Origin of the sequence: Pseudomonas sp. FP1762 (assembly GCF_030687105.1) — a bacterium.
Lineage (GTDB): Bacteria > Pseudomonadota > Gammaproteobacteria > Pseudomonadales > Pseudomonadaceae > Aquipseudomonas > Aquipseudomonas siliginis.
Window position 1 is genome coordinate 3691604 of sequence record NZ_CP117458.1, and the last position, 26343, is coordinate 3717946.

26 protein-coding genes are annotated in these 26343 nt (G+C 60.3%); 11 read left to right on the forward strand and 15 right to left on the reverse strand.

The annotated features are described in order from the left end of the window. Window positions 1-54 precede the first annotated feature (54 nt). On the reverse strand, window positions 55-468 hold the full coding sequence (locus PSH90_RS16385; RefSeq protein ID WP_056788985.1) for a response regulator: 414 nt from the start codon (window positions 466-468) through the stop codon (window positions 55-57). 198 nt (window positions 469-666) lie between these two features. On the opposite strand from PSH90_RS16385, the gene PSH90_RS16390 reads away from it, so the two are divergent. Further along, window positions 667-1608 (forward strand): class I SAM-dependent methyltransferase, encoded by a 942-nt coding sequence (locus PSH90_RS16390; RefSeq protein ID WP_305381053.1) that lies wholly within the window; start codon window positions 667-669, stop codon window positions 1606-1608. Window positions 1609-1730: 122 nt separating this feature from the next. Here the strand turns inward: PSH90_RS16390 and PSH90_RS16395 are convergent, their stop codons facing one another. After that, a complete protein-coding gene (locus PSH90_RS16395; protein WP_305381054.1) occupies window positions 1731-2510 on the reverse strand; it encodes a helix-turn-helix transcriptional regulator in 780 nt (259 codons plus the stop codon). A gap of 111 nt (window positions 2511-2621) precedes the next feature. Between PSH90_RS16395 and PSH90_RS16400 the strand changes: the two genes are divergently transcribed. Together PSH90_RS16400 and PSH90_RS16405 are read left to right on the forward strand one after the other, a co-directional pair. Further along, window positions 2622-3725, forward strand: a complete 1104-nt coding sequence (locus tag PSH90_RS16400; protein WP_305381056.1) for a polyamine ABC transporter substrate-binding protein — start codon at window positions 2622-2624, stop codon at window positions 3723-3725. A gap of 73 nt (window positions 3726-3798) precedes the next feature. Next, window positions 3799-4923 (forward strand): P1 family peptidase, encoded by a 1125-nt coding sequence (locus PSH90_RS16405; RefSeq protein WP_258706899.1) that lies wholly within the window; start codon window positions 3799-3801, stop codon window positions 4921-4923. A gap of 217 nt (window positions 4924-5140) precedes the next feature. Here the strand turns inward: PSH90_RS16405 and PSH90_RS16410 are convergent, their stop codons facing one another. Next, window positions 5141-5773: a TetR/AcrR family transcriptional regulator gene (locus PSH90_RS16410; RefSeq protein ID WP_130899260.1), complete on the reverse strand. Its 633-nt coding sequence runs from the start codon at window positions 5771-5773 to the stop codon at window positions 5141-5143. Window positions 5774-5931: 158 nt separating this feature from the next. Between PSH90_RS16410 and PSH90_RS16415 the strand changes: the two genes are divergently transcribed. After that, complete coding sequence (locus PSH90_RS16415; RefSeq protein WP_095182037.1) at window positions 5932-6372, forward strand: hotdog fold domain-containing protein; 441 nt, start codon at window positions 5932-5934, stop codon at window positions 6370-6372. Window positions 6373-6434: 62 nt separating this feature from the next. Here the strand turns inward: PSH90_RS16415 and PSH90_RS16420 are convergent, their stop codons facing one another. From PSH90_RS16420 to PSH90_RS16435, 4 genes are all read right to left on the reverse strand, one after another. Further along, window positions 6435-7121, reverse strand: a complete 687-nt coding sequence (locus tag PSH90_RS16420) for a GNAT family N-acetyltransferase (RefSeq protein WP_110600861.1) — start codon at window positions 7119-7121, stop codon at window positions 6435-6437. Between the two features lie 87 nt (window positions 7122-7208). Further along, complete coding sequence (locus PSH90_RS16425) at window positions 7209-7766, reverse strand: YceI family protein (protein ID WP_305381059.1); 558 nt, start codon at window positions 7764-7766, stop codon at window positions 7209-7211. A 62-nt stretch (window positions 7767-7828) separates the two neighbouring features. Then, on the reverse strand, window positions 7829-8854 hold the full coding sequence (locus PSH90_RS16430) for an acyltransferase (RefSeq protein WP_305381061.1): 1026 nt from the start codon (window positions 8852-8854) through the stop codon (window positions 7829-7831). An 88-nt stretch (window positions 8855-8942) separates the two neighbouring features. After that, window positions 8943-10301 (reverse strand): MATE family efflux transporter, encoded by a 1359-nt coding sequence (locus PSH90_RS16435; protein WP_305381063.1) that lies wholly within the window; start codon window positions 10299-10301, stop codon window positions 8943-8945. A gap of 198 nt (window positions 10302-10499) precedes the next feature. On the opposite strand from PSH90_RS16435, the gene PSH90_RS16440 reads away from it, so the two are divergent. Beyond that, on the forward strand, window positions 10500-11069 hold the full coding sequence (locus PSH90_RS16440; RefSeq protein WP_305381064.1) for a chorismate mutase: 570 nt from the start codon (window positions 10500-10502) through the stop codon (window positions 11067-11069). A gap of 124 nt (window positions 11070-11193) precedes the next feature. After that, entirely contained in the window at window positions 11194-11751 is a 558-nt protein-coding gene (locus PSH90_RS16445; RefSeq protein WP_236168586.1) for a phage infection protein, read from the forward strand. Window positions 11752-11825: 74 nt separating this feature from the next. Here the strand turns inward: PSH90_RS16445 and PSH90_RS16450 are convergent, their stop codons facing one another. Further along, window positions 11826-12161 carry a hypothetical protein gene (locus PSH90_RS16450; RefSeq protein ID WP_095182042.1) on the reverse strand — a complete coding sequence of 112 codons (336 nt, stop codon included), beginning with the start codon at window positions 12159-12161 and terminating at the stop codon, window positions 11826-11828. 177 nt (window positions 12162-12338) lie between these two features. On the opposite strand from PSH90_RS16450, the gene PSH90_RS16455 reads away from it, so the two are divergent. After that, window positions 12339-13994, forward strand: coding sequence for a diguanylate cyclase (locus PSH90_RS16455; RefSeq protein WP_305381066.1), 1656 nt, complete (start codon window positions 12339-12341; stop codon window positions 13992-13994). Between the two features lie 532 nt (window positions 13995-14526). Here the strand turns inward: PSH90_RS16455 and PSH90_RS16460 are convergent. Together PSH90_RS16460 and PSH90_RS16465 are read right to left on the reverse strand one after the other, a co-directional pair. After that, on the reverse strand, window positions 14527-14904 hold the full coding sequence (locus PSH90_RS16460; RefSeq protein ID WP_252876551.1) for a cytochrome c family protein: 378 nt from the start codon (window positions 14902-14904) through the stop codon (window positions 14527-14529). Between the two features lie 40 nt (window positions 14905-14944). Continuing rightward, window positions 14945-16276 (reverse strand): PLP-dependent aminotransferase family protein, encoded by a 1332-nt coding sequence (locus PSH90_RS16465; RefSeq protein WP_305381068.1) that lies wholly within the window; start codon window positions 16274-16276, stop codon window positions 14945-14947. Between the two features lie 89 nt (window positions 16277-16365). Here PSH90_RS16465 and PSH90_RS16470 point away from each other — a divergent pair, with 89 nt between their 5' ends. Further along, window positions 16366-17259, forward strand: a complete 894-nt coding sequence (locus tag PSH90_RS16470) for a DMT family transporter (protein ID WP_305381069.1) — start codon at window positions 16366-16368, stop codon at window positions 17257-17259. A 3-nt stretch (window positions 17260-17262) separates the two neighbouring features. Here PSH90_RS16470 and PSH90_RS16475 read toward each other — a convergent pair whose 3' ends face one another. Beyond that, complete coding sequence (locus PSH90_RS16475) at window positions 17263-18078, reverse strand: AraC family transcriptional regulator (RefSeq protein ID WP_150741130.1); 816 nt, start codon at window positions 18076-18078, stop codon at window positions 17263-17265. Window positions 18079-18209: 131 nt separating this feature from the next. Here PSH90_RS16475 and PSH90_RS16480 point away from each other — a divergent pair, with 131 nt between their 5' ends. Both PSH90_RS16480 and PSH90_RS16485 read left to right on the forward strand, forming a co-directional pair. After that, window positions 18210-18728: a carboxymuconolactone decarboxylase family protein gene (locus tag PSH90_RS16480; protein ID WP_095182048.1), complete on the forward strand. Its 519-nt coding sequence runs from the start codon at window positions 18210-18212 to the stop codon at window positions 18726-18728. Window positions 18729-18914: 186 nt separating this feature from the next. Beyond that, window positions 18915-21146: a response regulator gene (locus PSH90_RS16485; RefSeq protein ID WP_305381071.1), complete on the forward strand. Its 2232-nt coding sequence runs from the start codon at window positions 18915-18917 to the stop codon at window positions 21144-21146. Here the strand turns inward: PSH90_RS16485 and PSH90_RS16490 are convergent. After that, window positions 21114-22559, reverse strand: a complete 1446-nt coding sequence (locus tag PSH90_RS16490) for a SulP family inorganic anion transporter (RefSeq protein WP_305381073.1) — start codon at window positions 22557-22559, stop codon at window positions 21114-21116. The two genes, PSH90_RS16485 and PSH90_RS16490, sit on opposite strands and share 33 nt — an antisense overlap. A gap of 160 nt (window positions 22560-22719) precedes the next feature. Here PSH90_RS16490 and PSH90_RS16495 point away from each other — a divergent pair, with 160 nt between their 5' ends. Next, complete coding sequence (locus tag PSH90_RS16495) at window positions 22720-23034, forward strand: hypothetical protein (protein ID WP_150741133.1); 315 nt, start codon at window positions 22720-22722, stop codon at window positions 23032-23034. 156 nt (window positions 23035-23190) lie between these two features. Here PSH90_RS16495 and PSH90_RS16500 read toward each other — a convergent pair whose 3' ends face one another. From PSH90_RS16500 to PSH90_RS16510, 3 genes are all read right to left on the reverse strand, one after another. Further along, on the reverse strand, window positions 23191-23724 hold the full coding sequence (locus PSH90_RS16500; RefSeq protein ID WP_095182052.1) for a cysteine hydrolase family protein: 534 nt from the start codon (window positions 23722-23724) through the stop codon (window positions 23191-23193). Between the two features lie 64 nt (window positions 23725-23788). Beyond that, window positions 23789-25516 (reverse strand): gamma-glutamyltransferase, encoded by a 1728-nt coding sequence (ggt, locus tag PSH90_RS16505; protein ID WP_095182053.1) that lies wholly within the window; start codon window positions 25514-25516, stop codon window positions 23789-23791. Between the two features lie 171 nt (window positions 25517-25687). After that, window positions 25688-26275, reverse strand: coding sequence for an NUDIX domain-containing protein (locus PSH90_RS16510; RefSeq protein WP_024013397.1), 588 nt, complete (start codon window positions 26273-26275; stop codon window positions 25688-25690). Window positions 26276-26343: the final 68 nt, after the last annotated feature.

The following is a 26343-nucleotide window of genomic DNA, read 5'->3' on the forward strand; positions in this document are numbered from 1 at the left end:
GAACAAATCCTCTGACAGTTGGCCGGGCAGCCTGGCCCGGCAATGTAGCACTTGTCAGTGCAACTGCGGGGCCTTGGATTTGAACGCACTTTCCACACAGTCGAGCAATTGACCGATCGCCCACGGCTTCTTGATGAACGCCACCGAATGCTTGACCCCGGAGGTCTCGGGCGTCTCGTAGCCGGACATGACCATCACCGGTTTTTCCGGCCAGCGATCGCCGACCAGATTCGCCAGGTCGGCGCCGTTAAGCGTGCCGGGCATGGTGATGTCGGTCAGCAATAGCGCGACGTTCGCCGCGTGTTCTTCCAGATACAGTGAGGCGGCGTCGGCGCTGGTTTGCGGTTCGACCTTGAACCCTTCCTCCTGAAGAATTTCGCAAAGAAACTCCAGAATCAACGGATCGTCCTCGACAACCAGAATCAACCCGCCAGGAAGGTGCGCGCTCGACGTAGGTGTAGGGCACATGAACAGCACTCCCCCGAATTACATTTTTGATAAGCGGTTTTGAATCCGCTGCTTATCTGGTATGAGCAGCGCGCCCTGTAGAAATTCATTTTTGATACAGAGGATTTCGCCAAGGTGTTGTTTTTCGAAGCGCGGCGCCCATCGAATCCCCTCATTTGTGGTTAAAATGCCGGCCCTTTGCCTGGCCGATCCTGATCCATGAACCCTGAAGCCCTCGCTACCCTCCACGCTCATTTGCTGCCCGCACTGGCAACGGCGCCCAGCGAAACCCGCCGTTTGTTTCACGGGCGCGGACGCTGCTGGCCGGGGCTGGAGCAACTGACCGTGGACTGGTTGCAGGGCGTGGTGCTGGTGTCGCTGTTCAAGGAACCGGCGCCTGAGCAGCTGCAAGATCTGCGGGATTGGCTATTGCACCTCGCCGCCTCGGCCGAGTGGCAGCAGTCCGGCGCGCACAGTTTGCTGATCCAGCACCGTTATCTGCCGCAAAGCACGGCCGAATGGCTGATCGGTGAGGAAATCGAAGAAATGACCATCGTCGAGGGCGGCTTGCAGTACCGCGTCGACCTGGGACGCAAGCAGAACGCAGGGCTGTTTCTCGATATGCGTTACGGACGCAACTGGGTCCGTGAACAGGCAGCGGGCAAGCGGGTGTTGAACTTGTTCGCTTACACCTGCGGCTTTTCCGTAGCGGCAATCGAGGGTGGCGCCAGCCATGTGGTGAATCTCGACATGTCCCGTGCGGCCCTGAGCCGAGGTCGCGACAATCACCGTTTGAACGGCCACGACCTGAGCAAGGTCAGCTTTCTCGGCCACGACCTGTTCAAATCCTGGGGCAAAGTGATCAACAGCGGCCCGTACGATCTGGTGATCATCGACCCGCCGTCGTTTCAGAAAGGCAGCTTTTTGCTGACCAAGGACTATCAACGCGTATTGCGCCGCTTGCCGGAACTGCTGACCGCGCAAGGTACGGTGCTGGCGTGCATGAACGATCCGTCGTTCGGTTCCGACTTTCTGATTGATGGCGTGACCCAGGAAGCGCCAAGCCTGCGCTTCGATCATCGGCTGGACAATCCGCCGGAGTTTCCCGATATCGATCCAGAGAGCGGCCTGAAAGCCCTGGTCTTCCAGCGCAGCCACTAACACAGCGTAAGTTCACCTGTGGGAGCGAGCCTGCTCGCGAAAGCGCAGTGTCAGATAACAATTTTGTTGACTGATACACCGCTTTCGCGAGCAGGCTCGCTCCCACACAAGTTCTGTGTTGATCAAAAAGCCGTCGGCCGCAGCACCAGTGCAAACAACTCACCATGCCCGGTGACGTTGAGCTTGTGATAGAGATTACGTCGATGCACTTTCACGGTCTCCGGCGAAATCCCCATCTGCTGGGCCATCGCCTTGCTGGAAAAGCCCTGCAGGATCAGACGCGCCGTGTCGATCTCGCGCACGGTCAGCCGGGCATCGAAACGGTCCAGCAGCGTCGCCAGATCACCCACCACCGCGTCAGCCACCGGCCCTTGCGGCGGCAGCAACTGCATGTGGCGATGCATCGCCGCCAATACCCAATCACGAATGCACAACAGTCGGCCCTGCTCGGCCATGCCAAACGCGGTCGAGCGGCCCAGGGACAAGCCGAGTACCGCGCCTTCGACGTTGATCAGAAACTGCAATTCATCCTCGCCCACCACGGCACGAAAGTAGCTCTGGTAATACTCGCTGTGCAGAAACTGATCCGGCGCAACGGACGTCAGGCTGTGCAGGCCGTCGCTGATCCCGCTGACGGCGGCTTGATAGAACGGATCGAGCAGGTACATGCCGGCGGTATAACCGGCCAGCTCCTGCTGGTCGTCCACGCCCCCCTTGCTGTCGAAGTCGATCAGCAAACGCGGCGGCTGGCCGGGCTGCATCAGGGCGACGAGGGCATTGTCCAGCGGCACCAGCAGGCGCAGGGTGTCGACCAGCGCGCGCCAGAAACCCTCCTGCCCGAGGTGGGAAAATACCCGCGCCAGACTCTGATGCACCGGCAGTTCCTGCAACAACGCGTCCACGCACTACCCCTTTCGAGTAACCCATGATGGGAATGGGGCTGGTGTGACCGGCCCGTTAGCCTGACCACTCCAGTTCCTCACCGGCCTGCGACAGGCCAGGAGTGCCGCATCATGCGTCGTCACCGTGGATCTATCAACCCGGGCCTGCTGGCCTGTTTTTGTCTCTCCTCGGTCGCCATGGCGGCAGACGTACCGAGCGTGCATGTCTACAACTGGTACGACTACATCGGGCCGAACACGCTGCACGATTTCCAGCGCGACAGCGGCATCCGGCCGGTGTACGACACCTTCGACAGCGCCGAAGTGCTCGAAGGCAAACTGATGACCAGCCGCAGCGGCTACGACGTTGTCGTGGCGAGCAACTTCAGCCTGCCGACCCTGATCAAGGCCGGCGCCCTCGCTCCGTTGCCTCGCGATCAACTGCCAGGCTGGCAAAACCTCGACCCCGATCTGCTGGAAAAACTTGCGGTCAACGATCCGGGTAATCAGTACGCCGTGCCTTACCTGTGGGGTACCAACGGCATCGGCTACAACGTCGAAAAAGTCCGCGCCGCGTTGGGTGACAAAGCGCCGGTGGATTCCTGGGAGTTGCTGTTCGACGAAGCCAATCTGGCCAAACTGAGCGAGTGCGGCGTGGCGATGCTCGATTCGCCGTCGGAGATGCTGCCGGTCGCCCTGCATTACCTGGGTTTGCCGCCCAATAGCACCGATCCCGAGGACTACAAAAAAGCCGAAGCACTGCTGCTCAGGCTGCGCCCGCACATCGCCTACTTCAACTCTTCGAAGTTCATCAGCGATCTGTCCAACGGCAATATCTGCGTGGCGGTTGGCTGGTCCGGGGCGATGCTCGAAGCCAAGACCAACGCCGAGCAGGCCAATAACGGCGTAAAGATCGCCTACAGCCTGCCAAAGGAAGGCGCGCCGGTGTGGTTCGACACTCTGGTACTGCTCAAGGACGCGCCCAATCGCGCCCAGGGCCTGGCGTTTATCGATTACCTGCTGCGACCGGAGGTGATCGCGCCGGTCAGTGATCACTTGTCGTACCCGAATGGCAATCGGGCCGCGACAAAGCTGGTGGCAGCAGCAACTCGCGACAACCCGGCGGTCTACCCGTCCCCCGCCGCCATGGCCACCCTCTACACCCTCGAACCCTTGCCCAAAGCCGCCGAACGCGTGCGTACGCGGGTGTGGAGCAAGGTCAAGAACGGCCAATAGTCCGCGCGAGAAATCTGCCTGCCTCATCCGAGCGGTAAGCCGCCCGACCTTTTCAATGAAGAGACTGAATCTTATGAATCCGCGTGCCCGTGATCTCGACATCCTCATTGGCCAGATGCAACCCGGCCCGCTCAATGCCATCACCGATGTGCCGGGCGTGCGCGTCGGTCACAGCAATGTACGCGGTCGCAGCAGCAGCGGCCGTGACATCTGCACCGGCGTCACGCTGATCGAGCCGCGCCCCGGCTCGACCAGCCAGCAACCGTGCTTTGCCGGCGTGCATGTACTCAATGGCAACGGTGATGCGACCGGCCTGGAATGGATTCGCGAGGCCGGCCTGCTGACCAGTCCGATTGCCTTTACCAACACCCACAGCCTGGGTGTGGTGCGGGATGCGCTGATTGTGCTGGACCGTGAGCAACAGCCGGATGACGGGCGGCTTTACTGGAATATGCCGGTGGTGCTGGAAACCTTCGATGGACTGCTCAATGACATCAACGGCTTTCACGTCAAGCCCGAGCATGTCGCCGAGGCACTGAACGGCGCCGTGGATGGGCCGGTAGTCGAAGGTGCGGTGGGTGGTGGCAGCGGCATGATCTGCCATGAGTTCAAGGGCGGTATCGGCACCGCATCGCGCCGTTTGAGTGCTGCCCAGGGTGGCTGGACCGTTGGCGCGATCGTGCAGGCCAACCACGGTATTCGCAGTGAATTACGCGTCGATGGTTACCCGGTCGGGCGCTATATGGAACAGAAGGATTCACCGTTCCTGCGGGCAGCGCTGCCGCACCCGGGCATGGGCTCGATCGTCGTTTGCCTGGCGACTGATGCGCCGCTGCTGCCCCATCAATGCACGCGCCTGGCACAGCGTGCCAGCCTGGGCCTGGCGCGCACCGGCGGCGGTAACGAAGACCACAGCGGCGACATCTTCATTGCCTTCGCCACCGGCAATGATCACGTCCCGCCCGCCGCTTACGAGGCTAAACGCGCAGCCACCTGCGACGGCTTGCGCATGGTCAACAACGACCACATCAGCGAGCTGTTTCTGGCCGCGACCGAAGCCGTTGAAGAAGCGATCATCAATGCCCTGCTCGCCAGCGACAGCAGCGAGGGCAACGGCCATTCGGTGCCGGGCCTGGATGCGCAGACGCTTCTGGCGGCGCTGAAAAAATCCGGTTGGCCGGGATCGCGTCCGGCATGAACCGGCATTGTGCAGGGACGATTGGCGGTACTTGAGTCGTCCATTGCACGCTCCCAGGATGAAGCTACGCGGTGCCTGGATTGATCCGGCGCTGCGTAGGCGTGGGTGTACTGACTCCCAATCAAGCCCAAGTTCTGCTTCACACGCCTCTTGAGCCTCACGGGCTCTACTTCCTCCGCATCAAAGAGCTTGGAGGCTCTTTTTTTGTCTGCGTATTTCAGTTCTCGGCGAGACCTTCGGCGCGAATCGACCGCCATGCCGCCTGCGCAAGCACTTCGCGATAAGCCATCGGACTGCCCTTAACTCGCCCTGCCAGCCAGGCCCGGCAGTAACTGTCCGCCTGGCCGATGATCAGCGATGGCAGCAACTCCGCAGGCAAATCCTTAAGCTCAGCGGCGCGACCCGATTCGGCCAACCACTGGCCCAAGCGCAGGTTGCGCGTCTTGTTGCGCTCGGCCAGCTCTTCCTTGAACGGGCCTTTGGTCACTGCAAATCGTGCGTGGTACTGAAAACGCGCCCACTGCGGCTGCTGCTCGACCCAGTCGACATAGCTGAAGACCAGCGCCTGCACGCCTTCTTCAGTGGTATTGGCCGCGTCCAGATACGCATCACGCAAACGCGCCTGATCCTCCAGCGCGGTGAAAAACAGCGCCGCGACCAGCCCTTCCTTGTTGCCGAAATGGTGGTAGATCGCGCCAACGCTGGTGTCGCATTCGGCGCGAATCATCTCGATGGTGGTCGCCTCGATCCCCTGTTCATTGAACAGGCTCAGGGCCTTGCGAAAGATATCGCGTTTGAGTTCGGCGCGGCGGCCGGGGTAGCTGCGCTCCAGTAGATCGGCGGTGTCCATGCTGCTCGGGTCCAAAAACGGAGGTTGAAAAAGGCATCAAGTGCCCGTGAACAAATCGCGCCTAGGTTGACAGATTTGCCGCGAACAGAATACCGTTCCGTTACAGAACATTATTCTGTAACGGAACATAATTCTGCAAACCACCCAGTGAGGCTTCCATGAGTCAATCTCTCAGCATGTTCAACAGCGTCGGCGCGGATGCATTCAGCAAAATGGCCTGTCAGTTCGCCCCGTACTTCAGCACCATCAATCCGCTGATCAGCGAATTGCGCCCGAACGCCGCCACCGTACAAGTGCCGTTTCGCAAGGAAATTACCAATCACCTTGGCACGGTGCATGCGATCGCCCTGTGCAACGCGGCGGAACTGGCCGGCGGAATGATGACCGACGTCTCGATCCCGCCCGGCGCGCGCTGGATTCCAAAGGGCATGACCGTGGAATACCTGGCCAAGGCGAAAACCGACGTCACCGCCGTGGCCAGCGCCGAAGGTGTGGATTGGCAAAGCGATGGCGACAAGGTGGTCAACGTCGACATTCACGATACCGAGGGCAAAAAAGTCTTCACCGCGCGCATCACCATGAACGTCAAGATCGGTTGAGATTGCAGGCACAAAAAAGCCCTCGTTGCGCAATGCGCAGCAAGGGCTTTTTACTGGCCGGGTCAGTGCAGAGTCAGGCGCTGACGGACAAACTCTTCTACGTGGCGGCTGGTCTGGTCCAGATGGCGGTCGCGTTGTTTTTCCGCATCGAGCATCGCGCGCTTGCCGTTTTTCTGCAGCAAGTAAGTATGAATCTGCTGCACTTCCAGCGAGCGGTAGATCGGCGTGGTGTCGATGAACCCGCGCAAGCCGTTGCTGCGGTAATGCCGCGTGCTCATCAGCACCTGAGTCTCGCGCTGGCCGATCACTTCAAAACCCAGCGCCTCGAAATACGGCACCTTGCCAATGCTGCAGGCCAGTTCCGCATGCGGATAGCGCCCGACCATGTCCGCGAGCATCGCCCGCGCCACACCTTGGCGCCGATGGCCTTCACGCACCGCCATGTACGCGACGCTGCACGCCTCCCAATCGCCCTGCACCGGCAGACAGATGAGAAATCCGATGACTTGCTCTGGATCCTCATCGTCAGTGGCCACCAGCAATTCCACCTCGGTGCCCTTCTGGCCGTTCAACGCCTCGAGGTACAGATGCACCTCATAACCCACCGCGTACTGATAAACGTTGTACAGCAGATTGCTCGGGCCGAGGCCGACAGCACTGATGTCGGTCAGGTAATCGACGACCATTTGCAGGATCTGGCTGTTGACGCTTTCCGGGCATGGGGAGGTGTAGTGGGTGATGCGTGGCATGGGCAAACTCCGGCGATAAAAAACGTTGCCGATGATCAGAGCCGTCGACGAACCGCGACATCATACCGCGCCGAATCTATCGAACCGTCACTGTTGTGGCGCCACCACCCTGAATTTGATGTAGATGTCCTTCGACACCACGCTGTCCGCCCACTCCCCTGCGCCGAGGCCGAACTCCTCACGGTTGAGCACCAGCTCGCCGTCGAAAATGCCAATGGCGTTGTCCGGTTTCAGCTCTACCGGCACTTCGACATCGCGAGTGATGCCTTTGAGCGTGAGCTGACCGGCGACCTGGTAACGATGCTCGGCCACCTGGGTGAAACGACGGGACTCGAATACCGCGAGCGGGAATTTTTCAGTATCGAACCAGGCGGGTTTCACCAGCTCGGTATTGGCGTCTTCGCTGCCGGCGTCAATGCTGCTCAGGTCGATATGCAAGGTGGTGCGGGCGTTGGCAAGGTTTTCGGTATCTAAATCCAGAGCCGCCTCGAACTTGCCAAAGGTGCCGTACATTCGCGAGCCCATCTGGTTGTAGGTGAAACTGATCTGGCTGGCGCTGGTGTTGACCCGGTTATATTCAGCGGCCTGCGCACAGGCCATGACAAAGGATGTAAACGCGGCAACCAGCAGCAATCGCGACGTCATGGAATTCTCCGGGCGGCGTGTGTCGTCGAGGGCCTTGGTTGACTTAAGCAAACAGCCGAGCGTTATGCCAGTTCACGCTCACCCAAAGGGGATACAATTTTCTCGGCGCTCCCCGGTTGAACCGGCCTTTCCTTCGCCCTGCCGCGCAGGTGGTGACGCAACTTCAGCGCCGGTCGCTCGACGCAGTAATACGTCAGGCCACTGCAGAAAAATGACAACGCCAGCACCGCTCCGACAACGTAGGCGTCATACGCGACGGGCCAAAAACCCCGCAGTAGATACATCACCACAAAGTGGTTAAGAAACACGCCATAACTGATATTGCCCAGGAACTCGTCCATCCGGTGGAATTTCAGTTTGGTCAACAGGTAGACCAAGGGAATGCCCACGGCGATACCCAGAGTGACTTCGGCATTGAACGGACGACGCTCAATCCATCCGACCATGATCGCTACAAACAGCAGTCCCGCCGCAACGGCTGTGCCGGTGACAACGACCATTGCCCTGATATTGCGTTGGTATAGATAACAGCCGCACAGGAAGATGAACAACACACCCGGCAGCAGACGATATCCATAGACGTCGGTATTGATAAAGCCAAGGCAAGCCAGCAAAAAAATCCCGACCGAGACAGCAAAGGCGACACCCTGCGTCTTGAAAATCAGCAGAAATGGGATCAACAGATAAAAACTCATTTCCAGCCCCAGCGACCAGCCCGGTGGCAGGATCTCGGTCCCGCCGACGCCGAACATGTAATAGCCAAGCGGTAGCATGAGCAAACTGGTGGACAGGGTCTTCCATGTCAGCTCAGCCGCTTGGGGCGTACCGGGCAACAGAAAATGAATAACCAGACACGAGGCGACGAAGTAGACCAGAAATTGCGGATACAACCTCAGAGCCCTGTCGATATAGAACAGACCGATCTTCCTCGGCTCACGGTAGTTTCGCTCGATGAGCGAAGCCATGACGAATCCACTGATGATCAGGAACGAGATGACGGCGATCACACCAGGATTCAGTCCGGCGAACTTTTTGCCCATATGAGATACAGCGACCAACACCGCCAACAGCAGTCGAAAAGCTCCCACTTGAACCCTCGTCATTCCCTTATTGTTGTGGGCGCATACGCTACGATGCTTTCGTCTCGGGGGACAGAGAAATGTTTGTCCGCCGTGCCTAAATCAACCGCTCGATCTTCTGGTGTTTCCAGACCAGTTTGTAATAGAGCGTCTGCAGTATCAGCATCCCCAAATAGGCAACCGGAAAAGCCATCCACACACCCTGCAAACCGAACTGCCCATCGAGCCAGTACGCCGCCGGCAACTGCACGCCGACCACGCAGACAATCGAAATGACCACCGGCATCAGGACGGTGCCGCTGGCGCGCATGATCCCGCCGATGATGGCCTGGAAGCCGAACACCAACAGGCTCCAGAGCATGATGTGCAGCAGATGCTCGGCCATCGCCCGGGTCGAGTCCTCGGTCAGGAACAGGCCCAGCAACCAGTGCGATAGCAGATAACCCAACACAATCAGGCCACCGGTCAGGCACACGTTGATCAACAGCCCGGTGCGCAGGATCGGCCCCATGCGTTGCAAATGCCCGGCGCCGATCGCCTGGGCACCGAGGATCGATGCGGTGATCGCAATCGACAGCGCCGGAAACTGCACATAGTTGACGATCTGCGTTACTGCGCCATACGCCGCCGTCGCTTGCGAGCCGTGCTGGTTGACCAGTGCCAGGATCACCAGCTCCGACAACGACAGCACGATCATCTGTACGCCGGTGGGCAGGCCGATGCGCAGGACCTTGCCGAGAATGGCCCGATCCAGTCGCAGTGCGGCAAAGAACTCTCGATCCGGCGCCAGCGGATGGCCCTTGCGGATCAGCCGCCAGGCCAGCCACGCCATTGCTGAGAGATTCCCCGCCAGCCCGGCATACGCCGCGCTCTGAATGCCCAACGGTGGCAAGCCCAGCCAGCCGCGAATCAACGCTGGCGTCAGCGCCAGCCCCACGGCGGTGGAGACGATCAGCGCGAGTAGTGGCGACAGCGTATCGCTGACACCACGCAGCAATTGGGTGAACAGCACGAATACCAGTAGCGATGGCAGAATCCACAACATGACGTGGGCATAGTCCACCGCGTCGTCGAGCACATCCGCCGGCGTGCCCAACCCCGTCAGTGCCTGTCGCGCAAACACCGTGCCCAGCACCGCCGCGACCAAACCGATCAACACACCCAGTAGCAACGTCGCTCCGGCAATCGCCTTGACCATGTGCGTTTCGCGCGCGCCCCACGCCTGACCGATCAACACGCCCGCGCCAGCTCCAAGGCCGATGACCAGGGCGATGAAAAAGAACACGACGGGAAACATGCCGGATACCGCCGCCAGCGCCTGTGTGCCGAGCATCTGGCCGATATAGATGCTGTTGACCGTCCCGGACATCGATTGCAGGAAGTTCGACAGCACCATCGGCGCGAGAAACAGCAGATAGGTTTGCCAGAGCGGCTTGGCGAAGGTGGCGCTTTGCATTGAATGGAGGTCCATCTCGACGGCGGCAGGCCTGATTGACGATAGCTTCGGTGAGTTGCGTGCAGCGTGCAATCAACATTTCCCATCGGCGTTGATTGCCTGTTTTGCATTTGTGTAAATGCCAGGCATCGCTTTGTGTCAGTGTGCGGCTGTGGTAAATCAGCGATTCTCTCGACACTGACTATTGAGGCTCGGTTCATGCGTAACGTTGCAAATTTTCTGCTTGGCTCCCTCCTCGCTCTGTCGGCCGCCTACGCTCAGGCGGCCGCACCCGCAGCGGCGCCTGCTTCATTGAAACCGCTACTGGCCACTTTGAATGAACGCCTGAGCATCGGCGATCTGGTTGCGTTGACCAAGTGGGACAGCGGCAAGCCGATCCCGGACAGCCCGCGAGAGGCGCAGGTCATCGCCAATGCCCGAACTCTGGCCACCGAACACAAACTCGATCCGGACGACGTCGCGCAGCTGATCGCCGCACAGATGGAAGCGAACAAACTGGTGCAATACGGTCTGCTCGCGCAATGGCAAGCGGCAGGTGCTGCACCGGACACACCGCGTCCGGATCTGGGCAAACAGATCCGCCCGCGCCTGGATGAACTGCAAAAGCGCTTGTTGCAGCAGTACGCCGCCTTCGCGCCTTATCGCCAGGATCCGAATTGCCCGGCATGGCTGGCCAATGTCCGCAACGGTCTGGCCGCCGATTCGCTGCATGACATGGCGCTGATTCGTGCCAGCGGCGAGTTGTGCATTCGGGCAAAAGCCCTCTGAATCGCCGCTTATGGCAAACATCATCGGCGTCGATGTTCACCATCACGTCAATGAAGTTCTCATAAAAACTGCGCGGCGTAACATCGGCTCCAGACAAACAAACAACTTTCTGGAGCACACGATCATGAAACGCCAAACCCTTCTCGGCATCGCTTTCTCGGTTTTCGCAGTTAACGCTTTTGCAGTAACGCCTGCTCACACCCTGGTCGCTGAAGGCGGCTCGGACAAGCTGATCGAAAGCCGTCTGGCTGAAGGTGGTTCAGATCGTCTGCTCGAACGCCGTGTTGCTGAAGGCGGTTCGGATCGTCTCATCGAACGCCGTGTTGCCGAGGGTGGCTCCGATCGCTTGATCGATCGCCGCGTTGCTGAAGGAGGCTCTGATCGTCTGCTCGAACGCCGTGTTGCCGAAGGTGGTTCCGATCGTCTGATCGAACGCCGCGTTGCTGAAGGTGGCTCTGATCGCTTGATCGAACGCCGCGTTGCTGAAGGTGGCTCTGATCGCTTGATCGAACGCCGCGTTGCTGAAGGTGGTTCCGATCGTCTGATCGAACGCCGCGTTGCCGAGGGTGGCTCTGATCGTCTGATCGAACGCCGCGTTGCCGAAGGTGGTTCGGATCGTCTGCTCGAACGCCGTGTTGCCGAAGGTGGTTCTGATCGTCTGATCGAACGCCGTGTCGCCTGAATCATCTGCATGACCGCAACACCCATGAAAAAGCCCGGCCTGATCAGCCGGGCTTTTTTGCATTCAACCGTCGCTTATTGCGCGGTTTTCAGCTTGACCACATCACCGGAGATGGTGGTGGTGTAACCGGTCAGGACCCAGGCCCAGAACCAGTTTTCCTGAACCTGCGTGTTGATCATTGCATCGCCGCCCTTGGCTTGGATGGCCGCGTTTTGCGCGCGCACAAATCGGCTGTTCTGGCGGATCGGGATGATGCCAAACAGCAGCAGGCCGGTGGCCGATGCTTCGCTGTGGCCAACCACGGTGTATTGGTTGCTGTCGTAATGGGCGGTTTTCATCGGGGCGCCGGTGCAACCTGCCAGAACCACACCGAACAGTGTGGCGGCGACTACTTTGCTGAGGTATTTCACGGTAAAACTCCATGGGAAAAAGCCCGGGATCCGTCTCTCGGGCGGCGCGCATTCTAACCAAAATGATGGCTCATTGGCATCAATCTTCTTTGTATTTACATGAACCCGTTCGCTGGCCGCCCATCGGCGATGTCGCATACCATGGCGCCACTTCAATAAAGACAGACACCCGCCTCCATGTTCAAAGCCAGTCTGCGTAGCCATCTCACCCTGTGGTTCGGCGGTTTGTCCCTGCTGACGTTATTGAGCGTCGGCTTTTATGTCGGTCACATCGCCACCGAACAAATGAAGCAGGCCAGCGGCAACGCCTTGCTGAACACCGCGCGTGCAGCGGCGACGCTGTTGGGCGAACAGCTGCGCGAACGGCAACTGGAGGTCTACCTGCTCAGTCGCGCACCGCATCTGGAGCGCGGAGATCTGGACAACCCAGCCATCCTCAAGTCGATGCAGTTGCGCACCCAGGCGCGCGCCGAATATGCGTGGATGGGCGTCACCGACGCCGAGGGCAACGTCCGCCAGGCCGTCAATGATCTGCTGGTCGGTCAATCAGTGCAGAAACGCCCGTGGTTCCAGATCGGCCTGCGCCGGCAATACACCGGCGATCCCCATGAAGCAGTGTTGCTGGCCAAGTTGTTGCCGGGCCTGGCCAATGGCGAGCCGCTGCGCTTCATCGATTTCGCCGCGCCGATCCACAATGCCGAAGGACAGGTGATTGGCGTGCTGGGCGCACATGCACACTGGAGTTGGGTAACGCGCATCGTCGAGTCGGCAGCGTTTTCCCACAAGAACTCGGCGCCGGATATCCAGGCGCTGATTGTCGATCACGACGGCAAGGTGCTCTACCCCGAAGCGCTGATGGGCCAACAGCTGGCGACCAACGATCCGGTATTGTCGGGCTGGACGGCGGCCAACGGTTACCTGACCAGCATGGTCACTGTGCCGACGCCATCGGGCACGGCGCTGTCGTGGTCGATCGCCATTCGCCAGCCACTGGAGACTGCGCTGCAACCGGCGCGGACGCTGCAATACGAATTGCTGATACTCGGCGTTTTCGCCGCCATCGTTTTCGGTCTGGTGGCTTATTACCTGGCGCTGTACCTGAGCCGCCCGATCGAACAACTCGCGCACTCGGCCAAACAGGTGCAAAACAACCAGTCCGGCGCGCAGTTCCAGCTGCAGCATCCGGTGCTGGAAATCGCCCAGCTCGGCCAGTCCATCGACGCAATGACGCAGTCGCTACTAGGCAAGGAGCGCGAACTGCAAGAAGCCAACGCCTCGCTGGAAGCCACCGTGGCGCAACGCACCGCCGCACTCACCGAGGCCAACGCCGAACTGCTGAGCCTGGCCACACACGACGGCTTGACCGGCGTTTACAACCGTCGCCGTTTTGACGAAAAAATCACTGAGTATTCGCTGCTGTCCCGACGCACCGGACGCCCGTTCGCCCTGCTGCTGATCGATGCCGACCACTTCAAACGCATCAATGACAGCCACGGCCACGCGGTCGGTGATGAGGTCCTGCAACAACTGGCGACCTTGATCCAGAACAGCGTGCGCAGCACCGATTTCGTCGCCCGCTACGGCGGCGAAGAGTTCGCCGTACTGCTGCCGGAAGTCGCGCAACCCGACACCCCGGAAGTCGTTGCCGAAAAAATTCGCATGGCAGTCGCCGAAGCGCAGTTTCCCGGCGTCGGCAACGTCACGGTGAGTATTGGCCTTGGCCTGGCAGATCCGGCAGACAACAACCACACGGCCCTGATCAAACGCGCCGATCAGCAGCTGTATCAGGCGAAAGCTGCGGGGCGCAATCAGGTGGCGTTCCATGCTCACTGACACCGCGTATATCAACCTGAGACAGGTCGGCCCGCCGGCCTCGCTGGCCAGCCAGCTCCTCCAGGGATGGGGGAAAACCGCAAATATGGGTCGGCAGGAGAACCGCTTTCGCGAGCAGGCTCGCTCCCACAGAAAAGCAAAGCAGCGCAGCTGCCCGCGGCGAAGCCGCCCCACTCAACAATGAGCGTTAGCTCGAGTGCTTTTGATCTTGCTTTTGATCCACCGGCGACGTCGGAAGGCTGAGCGGAGGGATTGATCCGGGGGTGGGAGCGCAGCGACCGTCTGGCGCAGCCAGACACAGCGAGTGTAGGTGCAGCGAAGCAAACCGGAGCCGCTGCGCCCGGATCGATCCCGCAGCGAAGGGACCCGAGCCTGCGAGGGCCGAACGCAGGAGCAAGCCTTTTGGGTTACCTTTTTGCTGGGCCGGCACTCCGGCGTTTGAAAAAGGTGACCCGCCGTAAGGGCGGAACCCTAAGCAGCCGTTACCGCAGCAATGGATATGTACTCAATCAGCCAGGAAACCATCGCCCGACTAGGGCTCAGCACTGAACTTCTGCAGATAAGCCAACAAATTATTCAACTTCTCCTCATCACTCAGCCCCCAGAAAATCATCCGCGTCCCCGGCACCACCCCTTTCGGATCCTTCAGATAAGCCTTCAACGTCGCCCGATCCCAAGTAATCCCCGAGTTCTTCATCGCAGCGGAATAAACATAATTGGCCGAAGTCCCCGCAGCCCGGCCAACGATGCCGTTCAACTGCGGACCAAACCCCGAACGAGCCGACTCGCCAACCTGATGGCAACCGCCGCACAGACGCGGAAAGATTTTCGCCCCGGCTTCAGGATCGCCCTCAGCCTGAGCGCTGGTGCTGAAGATCAAGGCGAGAAGCAGTGCTGTGGTGAATTTCATTAAACAGTCCAAACCTGGCTTTGCATGGCGTGAACGCAGTTTACAGATAAGCGCCGACAATCGTTCCGACAGTGATCAACGCCTGACACAACACCTTCATGTCCACCGAACCCAACGCCAGACGAATCGCATGGGGCGTATTGGCCGACAGCGAAAACGGCTCGGCGGTGGTGACCGAAATCTGCTGCTGCATCAACTCGACCACGATCTGATCGGCACGCACATCTTCGGGCAACGGCAACCACAGAAAATACGAGGCCGGATGAGCAATGTAGCGCAGCCCCTTCAGCACCTCGGCGGCCAAGGCCTGTCGCGCCATCGCATCACTACGCTTCTGCTCCTCAAGCACGGTGACGGTGCCGTCGTCGAGCCAACCGCACGCAATGGCGGTCATCACCCCGGGCGTGTTCCACGTTGTCGCGCGAATGATTCGTTCCAGTGCGGGCACTTGAGGCAGCGGCGCCGCGATGAAGCCGACCCGCAATCCGGTGGCGATGTTTTTCGACAGGCCCGATACGTAAAACGTCCGTTCCGGTGCCAGATCGATCAAGGTTCGCGGCGGATTTTCCACCAGAAACGCGTAGGCCGCATCTTCGATAAGTGTCAGATCATAGCGCCGGGCAATCGCCACCAATTGCTCGCGCTGTTCCAGTGGCATGACCCAGCCCAGCGGATTGTGCAGCGTCGGCATGCTGTACACGGCGCGCACCGCACGCTGGCGGCAGAGCCTGTCCAGTGCCGGCAAATCCGGGCCGTGCTCCGTCATCGGGATCGCCAGCACTTCCAGATGCAACGCGTCGGCCAGCACCTTGAACCCGGAATACGTCAGCGCATCGGCGGCGATCACATCACCGGGTTTGAGCAGGGCCATCAGCGTCACCGCCAAACCTTGCTGAGCGCCATTGACGATCAGCACTTGGTCGGCTCCAACGGTCACGCCGCGTGTCGACAAATGTCGCGCCACCGAGGCGCGTTCGTGGGCACGTCCGGCGTGGGGTTGATAACGCAGCAACGCTTCGAGATCGCCGGACAACGCCAGTTGCCGCAACGCCGTGCGCAACAGCTCAGCCTGACCGGGCAACGACGGATAGTTGAAATTCAGGTCGATCATGCCGACCGCTACGTCTTTCTGATCGATGCCCTGCCCCGGCGCCAGCGACGTTTCCCGCACAAAAGTGCCGCGCCCGGCTTCGCCACTGACCAGGCCCATCGCCTCAAGCTCGGCATAAACCCGTGAAGCGGTAACCAGCGCCAGTCCTTCCTGCGCCGCCAGTTGCCGATGCGTAGGCAATCGCGTGCCCGGCGGCAGTCGTCCGCCACGAATATCCGCCGCGTAACGGTCAACCAAGGTCTTGTAACGGGATCGGGGCATGCCGGCTGTATCCATGACAATTTTTTGATTGTGCTGATTCTCAGCCCTAGGATCGCCGCAATACAACCCACTATTTGAGCGCGACCGACATGCACACAACATCGACTGCGGCCAACCCGGCGCTGGAAAAAACCAGCGGCTGGATCAACGGTTTTATCGGCGTGCTGATTTTCAGCGGTTCACTGCCGGCCACACGCTTGGCGGTGCTGGAATTCGATCCGGTGTTTCTGACCGTGGTGCGAGCAGCGATTGCCGGCGCACTGGCGGTCGGACTTCTGCTGTTGTTCAAGCAACCGCGACCGTCGCGCCATCAGTGGCTGTCGCTGGTGATTGTGGCGCTGGGCGTGGTGTTGGGTTTTCCGCTGCTGACCGCGTTGGCATTGCAGCACGTAACGTCAGCGCATTCGATCGTGTTTGTAGGATTGCTGCCGCTGGCCACGGCAATGTTTGGTGTCTTGCGTGGCGGTGAGCGGCCACGGCCGGTGTTCTGGATCTTTTCGGTGCTGGGCAGCGCATTGGTGGTGGGCTTCGCTCTGTCGCAAGGCCTAAGCGCCTCGCCCATCGGGGATCTGCTGATGCTCGCGGCGATTCTCGCCTGCGGCCTCGGTTACGCCGAAGGCGCGAAACTGTCACGCAGCCTCGGCGGCTGGCAGGTGATCTGCTGGGCGCTGGTAATGTCGTTACCGCTGATGGCAGTGCTGAGCCTGTGGCTGGCGCCCGCCTCGTTCGGCAACATCAGCTTGCCTGCGTGGATGTGCCTGGGCTACGTGTCGCTGTTCAGCATGCTGATCGGCTTTGTGTTCTGGTATCGCGGCCTGGCCCAGGGCGGGATTGCGGCGGTCGGGCAGTTGCAGTTGCTGCAGCCGTTTTTCGGTCTGGCGCTGGCGGCGACGTTGCTGCATGAGCAGGTCAGCGTCGGCATGCTCGGCGTAACGCTTGGGGTGATTCTTTGCGTGGCCGGAGCGAAGAAATTCGCCAGGTAATGTTCAGTGTCCGGCTTTCCATTGCCGAGGACTCAGCCCGGTCTTGCGCCGAAACGCCCGGGCCAGCGCCGACGGACTTTCGTAACCGACCTCTTCGGCAATCAGCGCAATCGGCCGGCCTTCGCGCAGGCGTTTCTGCGCAAGACTGACGCGCCAGCTCAGCAGATAATCGGCCGGCGTCTGCCCGACCACGCGGCGAAACTGCTCGGCGAAACCGGCGCGGGACTGGTTCGCCGCCGCCGCGAGATCGGCCACACTCCAAGGCTTGTGCGGCTGCTCATGGATCAGGTTCAAAGCGCGAGACAAGCGCGGGTCAGCCAGCCCGGCCATCATGCCCGGTTGCTGATCTCGACTGCCGATGAGATGGCGCAGCAACAGAATCACCAGCAATTCGAACAGGCGATCCATCACCGCCACGCGCCCGCAATGCCCTTCAAAGGCTTCATTGAACAGCCAGTCAAGGGTGCTGCGCAGTTCCGGGATGTCGGTGAGTTTCAATACCAGATAGTCGGGTAGCGCGGCGGCCAGGGCATTGCCCGAGCCGCCGTCGAAGGTCAGCGATGCACAGACAATCTGACTGGCCATGGCTTCGTCGGCAAACATTCGATGGGTAAACGGCCGGGGAAAGAAAATCAGTGACGGTTCGTCCAGACGGATCTCCCGCTCGTTGCCCGGTTTGAGCAGCAACGCCCCGGCTTGCAGAACATGCACGTGCCCGACCGGCTCGCCTTCGTGAACGCTCACGCCGCAAAACGCGCCGCTATGGAAGGTGCCGGCGTTCACGCCGAAATGACTGAGTAATGTGGAAAGGCGATCCATGGCTGACTCCCGAAGGCATATCTGGACGATCTGCCGCATATCCTCGACGATTTGCCGCCAAAGCGCCATTGGCAGCCCCTAAGATCTCTCCATCGCCGCTGCACTTCGCTGCGGAATTTCGGAGAATCACCATGAGCCGCATCCCCGCTATCAGCCTCGACACCGCCACCGATGCCACCCGTCCTGCACTGGAAGGCGTGAAGAAAAAAATCGGCTTCCTGCCCAACGTCTTCACTACCCTCGCCCAAGCGCCAGTTGCATTCGACACTTACCTGCAAGCTTCGGCGATCCTCGGCAAGACCTCGCTCAGCGCCCAGGAAAAAGAAGCCGTCTACCTCGCCACTTCGCAAGTAAACGGCTGCGACTACTGCCTGTCCGCACACACAATGTTCGCCGGCAAGGCCGGGCTCTCGCCACAGGACATCGTCGCGGCCCGTCACGGCGAACTGAATGCCTACGCCGCCCTCGCCCGCCAACTGACCGAAACCCGTGGCCACTTGAGCGATGAACAATTGGCCGCTGCCCGCGCTGCCGGTATCGATGACCGCAAGATCATCGAAGTGATTGCCCTAGTGGCCGTGCAGACATTGACCAACTACCTGAACAACACGGCGTTGACCGACATTGATTTCCCGACCGTCGAGGCCTGAGCAGTCGCTCACGAACTGAAGAAAAATCCGCTGGCGAAAAGATGCTCTTTTCGCCAGCGCTGTTTTTTGCTGCCATGATGTAGGTCAGAATAATTCGCAGCGCAAACAGTGTCTGGTGCGCTGAAACCAAACACCCTGCGCGCAGGTCTTTGTTCTCAGACAAATGCCCGGAAAGATACGAACCCCATGACAGACTGGTTGCAAGACAACGGCGAGATGGCCGGGCAGATCCGCCGTCACGACTGGGCGAATTCGCCCCTCGGCCCGTTGGAACACTGGCCCGATGTACTCAAGACCACTGTCTCGCTCAGTCTCGCGTCGCATTTCCCTCAGGCGATCGTCTGGGGTCCGCAACTGATCACCCTTTATAACGACGCCTTCGTGCCGATTCTCGGCGACAAGCCGCATGCGCTGGGACGTCCTTTCAGCGACATCTGGAAAGAAGCCTGGCATGAGATCAGCCCGATAGCCGAGGCGGCCTATGCCGGCCAAGCCACCTACATCGAAAACTTTGCCCTGAAGATCGAACGCGGCAACGGTCCGGAGCAGGCGTTCTTCACTTTCTGCTACAGCCCGATTCGTGACTCGCTGGGCAATGTCGTCGGCATGCTCGACACGGTCACCGAGACCACCCAGACCGTTTATCTCAACCAACGCCTGGCCGTCCTCGATGCCATCGGCGAAGCGGTGACCAATGCCACCGATGCGCAAGCAATCCTGGCGGCGAGCACCCGGCTGATGGTCGAGCAGTTGCAATTGTCCAACTGCGCGTACGCCGACATGGATGCCGACGAGGACGGCTTCACCATTCGCGGCGACTATGCGGCACCGGGTTCGCCAAGCATCGTCGGCCACTACCGCCTGCGCGATTTCGGTGAGAAGGCAGTGCGTCTGCTGCGCGCCGGGGAACCGCTGGTCATCCATGACAACCGCAGCGAGCTACCACCGGAAGAGTCGGCGACCTTTCAGGCCATCGGTATTACCGCGACCATTTGTGTACCACTGATCAAGCAGGGCCGTCTGACCGCATTGATGGCCGTCCACGACAAAGTGCCGCGGGTCTGGTCGCAATTTGAGCAGGCATTGATGAGCGAAGTGACCGAACGGTGCTGGGCGCACATCGAGCGGGTGCGCGCCGATGCCAATGTGCGCGAAGGCCTGCTGGCGCTGGCTGAGCTCAACGCCACGCTGGAGCAACGGGTCGAAGAGCGCAGCTTGCGCCTGGCCCAGGCCGAGTCGGCGTTGCGCCAGTCGCAGAAGCTCGAAGCCATCGGCCAATTGACCGGCGGCGTCGCCCACGACTTCAACAATCTGCTGACGATCATTCGTTCGTCGGTGGATTTTCTGCGCCAGCCCAACCTGCCGGAAGAACGCCGTCAGCGCTACATGCGCGCGGTGTCCGACACCGTCGAGCGCGCCTCCAAGCTGACCAGCCAGTTGCTCGCCTTCGCCCGCCGCCAGCCGCTCAATCCGCAGGTAGTCGACGCCGGCGAACGTTTGGCAAACATCGGCGAGATGCTCGAATCGGTCACCGGCGCGCAGATTCACGTGTGCGTCGAACGCCCGGATCACCCCTGCTACATCCGTGTCGACCTCAGTCAGTTCGAAACCGCGTTGATCAACATTGCGCTTAACGCCCGCGACGCCATGAATGGTCAAGGTGAGCTGAAATTGCGCCTGGAGTGCCACAAAGCGCTGCCGCCGATTCGCGGTCACGCCGGGTCCAGCAGCCATTTCGTGTCGATTGCCCTGGCCGACACCGGTGCCGGCATCGACGCACACACCCTTGAACACATCTTCGAACCGTTCTTTACCACCAAGGCTGTCGGCAAAGGCACGGGGCTGGGGCTGTCGCAGGTGTTCGGCTTCGCCAAGCAATCGGGCGGCAACGTCGACGTCTCCAGCGTCCTTGGACAAGGCACCGAGTTCACCTTGTATTTGCCGCAAGTGCCGGCGGACGAGGCTGAACAGGACAACATTGAGGACGATGGCGAGGTGCAGCCGGCCTGCGAAAAACGCCGGGTACTGGTGGTCGAGGACAATCTCGATGTTGGTCGTTTTGCCAACCAGATCCTCCAGGATCTGGGCTATGAAACCGCATGGGCAACCAACGCTGAAGAAGCCCTGCAGTTGGCGGGCGGCGATGCCAGCGCGTTCGATGCGGTGTTTTCCGACGTGGTCATGCCGGGCATCACCGGCGTCGCGTTGGCCAGGGAGCTGCGCCAGCGCCGCCCCGATCTACCGGTGATTCTGACCTCCGGCTACAGCGAAGAACTGGCCCGCAGCGGGTACGAAGGTTTCCAGTTTCTCGCCAAGCCCTATTCCGCCGAACAGGTCTCGCGGATTCTCGGCAAGACCTGGCTCAAGGACGCAAAACCAGCGGCGTCAGTCGTGATCGACGCCGGCGCGCTTGAGTAATTTCTTGCAGCGTTCCGACAGGTGAAACACCTGTAAATGCTTGCCAGCCTTGGCGTAGCGTTCACGCAGGGTTTTCAACGCGGCAATCGCCGAGTAATCGACAAAGCTCAGGTGTCGGCAGTCGAGAGTGACTTTCGCCGGATCGTTGGCCGGATCGAACTGATTGAGAAACGGCGTGGTCGAGGCAAAGAACAGCGTGCCGTGCAGGCGATAGAGCTTGCTGCCGTCGGCCTCCAGGTGTTCATCGGCGTACAGTTCGCGCGCCTGCTGCCAGGCGAAGTTGAGCGCGGCGATGATGATCCCGCACAGCACGGCCGTGGCCAGATCGGTGAACACGGTGATGGTGGTCACGGCGATGATCACCAGCACATCGTGCAGCGGCACCTTGTTGATCACCCGCAACGACGCCCAGGCGAACGTCTGCTGCGATACCACAAACATCACCCCCACCAGTGCGGCCAGCGGAATACGCTCGATCAGCGGTGACAGAAACAGAATGAACAACAGAATCAGCACACCGGCAACAACGCCGGACAAGCGCCCGCGCCCGCCGGAGCTGAGGTTGATCACGGTCTGGCCGATCATCGCGCAACCGCCCATGCCGCCGAACGCACCGGACACCATGTTGGCCGCGCCGAGCGCCACGCACTCACGATCCGGATAGCCACGGGTCTCGGTGATTTCGTCGGTCAGGTTCAGTGTCAGCAAGGTTTCCAGCAGGCCGACCATCGCCATCAGGATCGCGTACGGAGCGATGATGCGCAGCGTTTCCAGGCTCCACGGAATGTCCGGCATGGCGAAAGTCGGCAGACCGCCGGCAATGTGCGCCATGTCACCGAGGGTACGGGTCGGCAGGCCGAACAGGTTGACCAGCAGGCCGACACCAAGGATCGCCACCAGGGCCGGCGGTACCGCTTTGGTCAGGCGCGGCAGGATGTAAACGATGGCCATGGTCAGTAGCACCAGCCCGGTCATCAGATACAGCGGCGTACCGCTGAGCCAGTGCTCGCCGCTTTTGAAGTGCTCCAGTTGCGCCAGGGCAATGATGATCGCCAGGCCGTTGACGAAACCGAGCATCACCGGATGCGGCACCATGCGCACCAGTTTGCCCAAGCGCAACAGCCCGAACGCCATCATGATCAGACCGCCGAGCAGCACCGTTGCCAGCAGATATTGCACGCCGTGTTGCACCACCAGCGCGACGATCACCACCGCCATCGAGCCCGCCGCGCCGGAAACCATGCCCGGCCGGCCGCCAAACAGCGCCGTCAGCGTACAAATGATGAACGCGCCATACAGGCCCATCAGCGGATTGAGATGCGCGACCAGGGCGAAAGCAATGCATTCGGGCAACAGGGCGAACGAGGTGGTGAGTCCGGCGAGGACATCGGCGCGCAGACGAATCGGTTTCATGGCTTACCTGACTGAGCGGCCGCTGGGCACGGCTGCTGTTTTCGCGAAAAAAGAGGGAGGCGAATGTTACGGAATTGTTCGGCCTCGGGCCAGTGAAACGCTGACATGGAGTAGCGCGGACCTTATCCTTGCAGGCTTGTCCATCGAATCGAGTCGCAGCATGTCAGCGTTTTTGTCCGCCCGGGATGTGTGTCAGCGTCTGCGCGAAGCTGCGCTGGGCGTGCTTGCGTTCGAAGTCTGCGAGGTAATGTCCCAGTCCGGGCTGATTGCCGTTTACATCGAGGGCTGGCATCTGCTGTTGGACTTCGCCGAGGGACACTTGCATCACTGTGAATACGCGCGCAACTGCGCCGGGGACGAAGCGACGCTGGACACTTGGCAGCGTTATGGCACGGACCCGGTGAGTCTGCTCAGCACATGGGAACTGGCGCAGATCGAGCGGTTGCTGCGTGATGCGAATCGCGTCCAAACCTAGTGCATCGTTTCCGACTGCGGTGCTCTCTGATGTTGAGACCGACCAAATGCCTGTGGGAGCGAGCCTGCTCGCGAAGGCGGTATATCAGTCGGTTTGATGTTGGCTGTCATAGCGCTTTCGCGAGCAGGCTCGCTCCCACAGGGGGTTTGTGTGAGTTCAGAAGGTGATTTGGGCTGCCGGTTTGACGTCGATCCGTGCCACGGAACTGGTCAGGGCGGCGAAGTCCTTGTTGTGTTGGGCAATGATGTCTTCGGCGCTCATGTTGCCGTTATCGACCGTCGAATGTGCATCTTGCGCGACTACGACGTCGTAGCCCAGCTTATGCGCGCTGCGCACCGTGGCGTTGACGCAGTAATCGGTTTGCAGGCCGCAGATGATCAGGCGTTCGAAGTCCTCGCTGGGCAGCAGCTTGCCGAGATCGGTCTGGTAGAAAGAATCCCCGGTAGTCTTGCCTACACGCAGGTCTTTCGTCGAAGTCAGCAAACCTTCGGCCAGTTGCCAACCGTCCGCGCCATGCACGAACGGACCGTCCTTTTCTTCGTGCTGAATCAACACCACCGGAACGCCAGCCGTGCGGGCGCGTTGGCTGAGATCATTGATCGTGGCGATCACGCGGTCGATTTCAAAACACTGATATTCACCAGCACACAGCGCCTGCTGGACGTCGATGATCAGTAATGCGGTGGTCATGTCGAGCCTTCCTTGATCAGTCCTTGAGATGGGGCGGACCTGAGCCCGCCCCTTTTTACTCCGCTCAGTAACCCAGTGACAAGCCGGTATTACGCCGTGGATCATTGGCGCCGTAGAAGCGATTCTTGCCAACCGGTTTGCCGTCCAGTGACGGCGCGCCGACCAGAATCGCGGCGATGTGGTTGGGATCCTGCGGGCCGGCAAACTTGTGGCCCCAGCTCTCGAGGAGCTTTTTCGTATCCGGGCTGGCGGCGAAGTCTTCGAGGTTGGTTTCCTCCGGCATCCACTGCTGATGGAAGCGCGGCGCGTCGACCGCTTCCTGCAGCCCCATGCCGTAATCGATCACATTGAGCATGGTCAGCAAGGTCGCGGTGATGATCCGGCTACCGCCCGGCGTGCCGACCACCATCACCACTTTGCCATCCTTGGTGACGATGGTCGGACTCATTGACGACAGCGGCGCCTTGCCCGGCGCGATGGCATTGGCTTCCCCCTGAACCAGACCGTACATGTTCGGCACGCCGACCTTGGAGGTGAAGTCGTCCATTTCGTCGTTGAGGATCACCCCGGTCTTGCTCGCCATCACGCCAGCGCCGAACCAGTCATTAAGGGTGTAGGTGACCGAAACGGCATTGCCCCACTTGTCGACGATCGAATAGTGCGTGGTGTTGCTGCCTTCATGCGGCGCTACACCGGGTTTGAGCTCAGCCGACACGCCGGCCTTTTGCGGCTGGATGGCGTTGCGCAGTTTGGTCGCATAGTTCTTGTCCAGCAGGTGCTCGATCGGATTCTTCACGAAATCCGGATCGCCGAGGTAGCTGTTGCGATCAACGTACGCGTGGCGCATCGCTTCGATCTGGTAGTGCATGCCCTGAGCGGAATGGAAGCCCAGGTCCTTCATCGGATAGCCTTCGAGGATATTCATGATCTGGCAGATCACCACCCCGCCGGAGCTGGGCGGTGGCGCCGAGACTACGTGATAGCCGCGATAATCGCATTCCACCGGGGCCAGTTCGCGAGTCTTGTATTTGTCCAGGTCGGCCTGGCTGATGATGCCTTTGTTGGCTTGGCTGGACGTGACAATGGCATCGGCGACCCAACCTTTGTAGAAGCCGTCGGCGCCCTTCTCGGAAATCGTCCGCAGGGTTTTCGCCAGATCCTTCTGCACCAGTTTCTGCCCGACCTGCATCGGCTCGCCGTTGCTGAGGAAGATCGAGCCGGAATCGCGCATGTCCTTCTTGAACACATCCGTCGCGTATTCGAGCAGCTCGACATCGCCCTGCTGCAGCTCGAAACCGTCTTCGGCCAGTTTGATCGCCGGGGCAATCATGTCCTTGCGCTGTTTGGTGCCATATTTGCTCAGCGCCAGCTCCATGCCGGACACAGTGCCCGGCACCCCGACGGCCAGATGGCCGCGCGTGCTCAGTTCCGGAATGACGTTACCGTCCTTGTCCAGATACATGTTGGCGGTCGCTGCCAGCGGGGCTTTCTCGCGGAAGTCGAGAAAGGTCTTGCGCCCGTCCGCCAGTTGAATAGTCATGAACCCGCCGCCGCCAAGGTTGCCCGCAGCCGGATAGACCACCGCCAGCGCATAGCCCACGGCCACTGCCGCATCCACGGCATTGCCGCCGTTTTTCAACACATCGACGCCGACATGGGTCGCCAGATGTTGCGCGGTGACCACCATGCCGTTTTCCGCCGCAACCGGCGCCACTGATGCCGCGTGAGCCATGAGACAGCTGAGCGCCAGGGAGGTCGCAATGAGCGATCTGGCCAAAGGTTCGTACTTCATGAGTCGATCTCTTTTTGTTTTTGGGGACTGCGCAAAACGCAGGGCAGCGCTTCAGGAGCAACAAGCAGTATGGCCGGCTTTGCGTATTGCGCCTCCCCGTTCAGCCAGTATGCTGAGCCATCGCAGCATTTGGCAGCTCCTGAAAAATGCGTCGAAGGCTGCGATCTTTCATCAAGCGAAGAGGTTGTTCATCGCTGCGTATTGCAACAGCATGATGGTCTTGGCGTCACAGATCTCGCCGCGTTGAAATGCTGCCAGTGCCTCATCGAAGCCCCACTCGAGCACTTCCAGTTCTTCGGTTTCCTCTTCCAGCCCACCACCGTCGCTGACTTTGGACGCGGCGTCGTATTCGGCGATAAAAAAGTGCAGCTTCTCCGTCACCGAGCCGGGGCTCATATACGCCTCGAATACCTTCTTCACGTCATGCACGCGATAACCGGTTTCCTCCTCGGCTTCGTCACGAATGCGTTGCTCAGGGGCGGCACCTTCCAGCAACCCCGCCGCCACCTCGATCAACAATCCATCGTGGCCGTTGACGAACACCGGCAAACGAAACTGGCGGGTCAGCACCACCGTGCGCTTTTCGCGGTTGAACAGCAGAATCGCCGCGCCGTTGCCCCGGTCGTAGACCTCGCGGGTCTGGCGCTGCCATTCGCCGTTGTTGCGGTGGTAATCAAAAGTGATTTTCTTCAACAGATACCAGTCGTGGGACAACACCTGTGTGTCGACGATGTTGACCCGTTCGGCTGTGTTGGACATCGCGTCTGATCCTGTTTTCATGGGGGACTGCCATGGTCGGACAATTGCGCCGACAAAAAAAGCCCGGC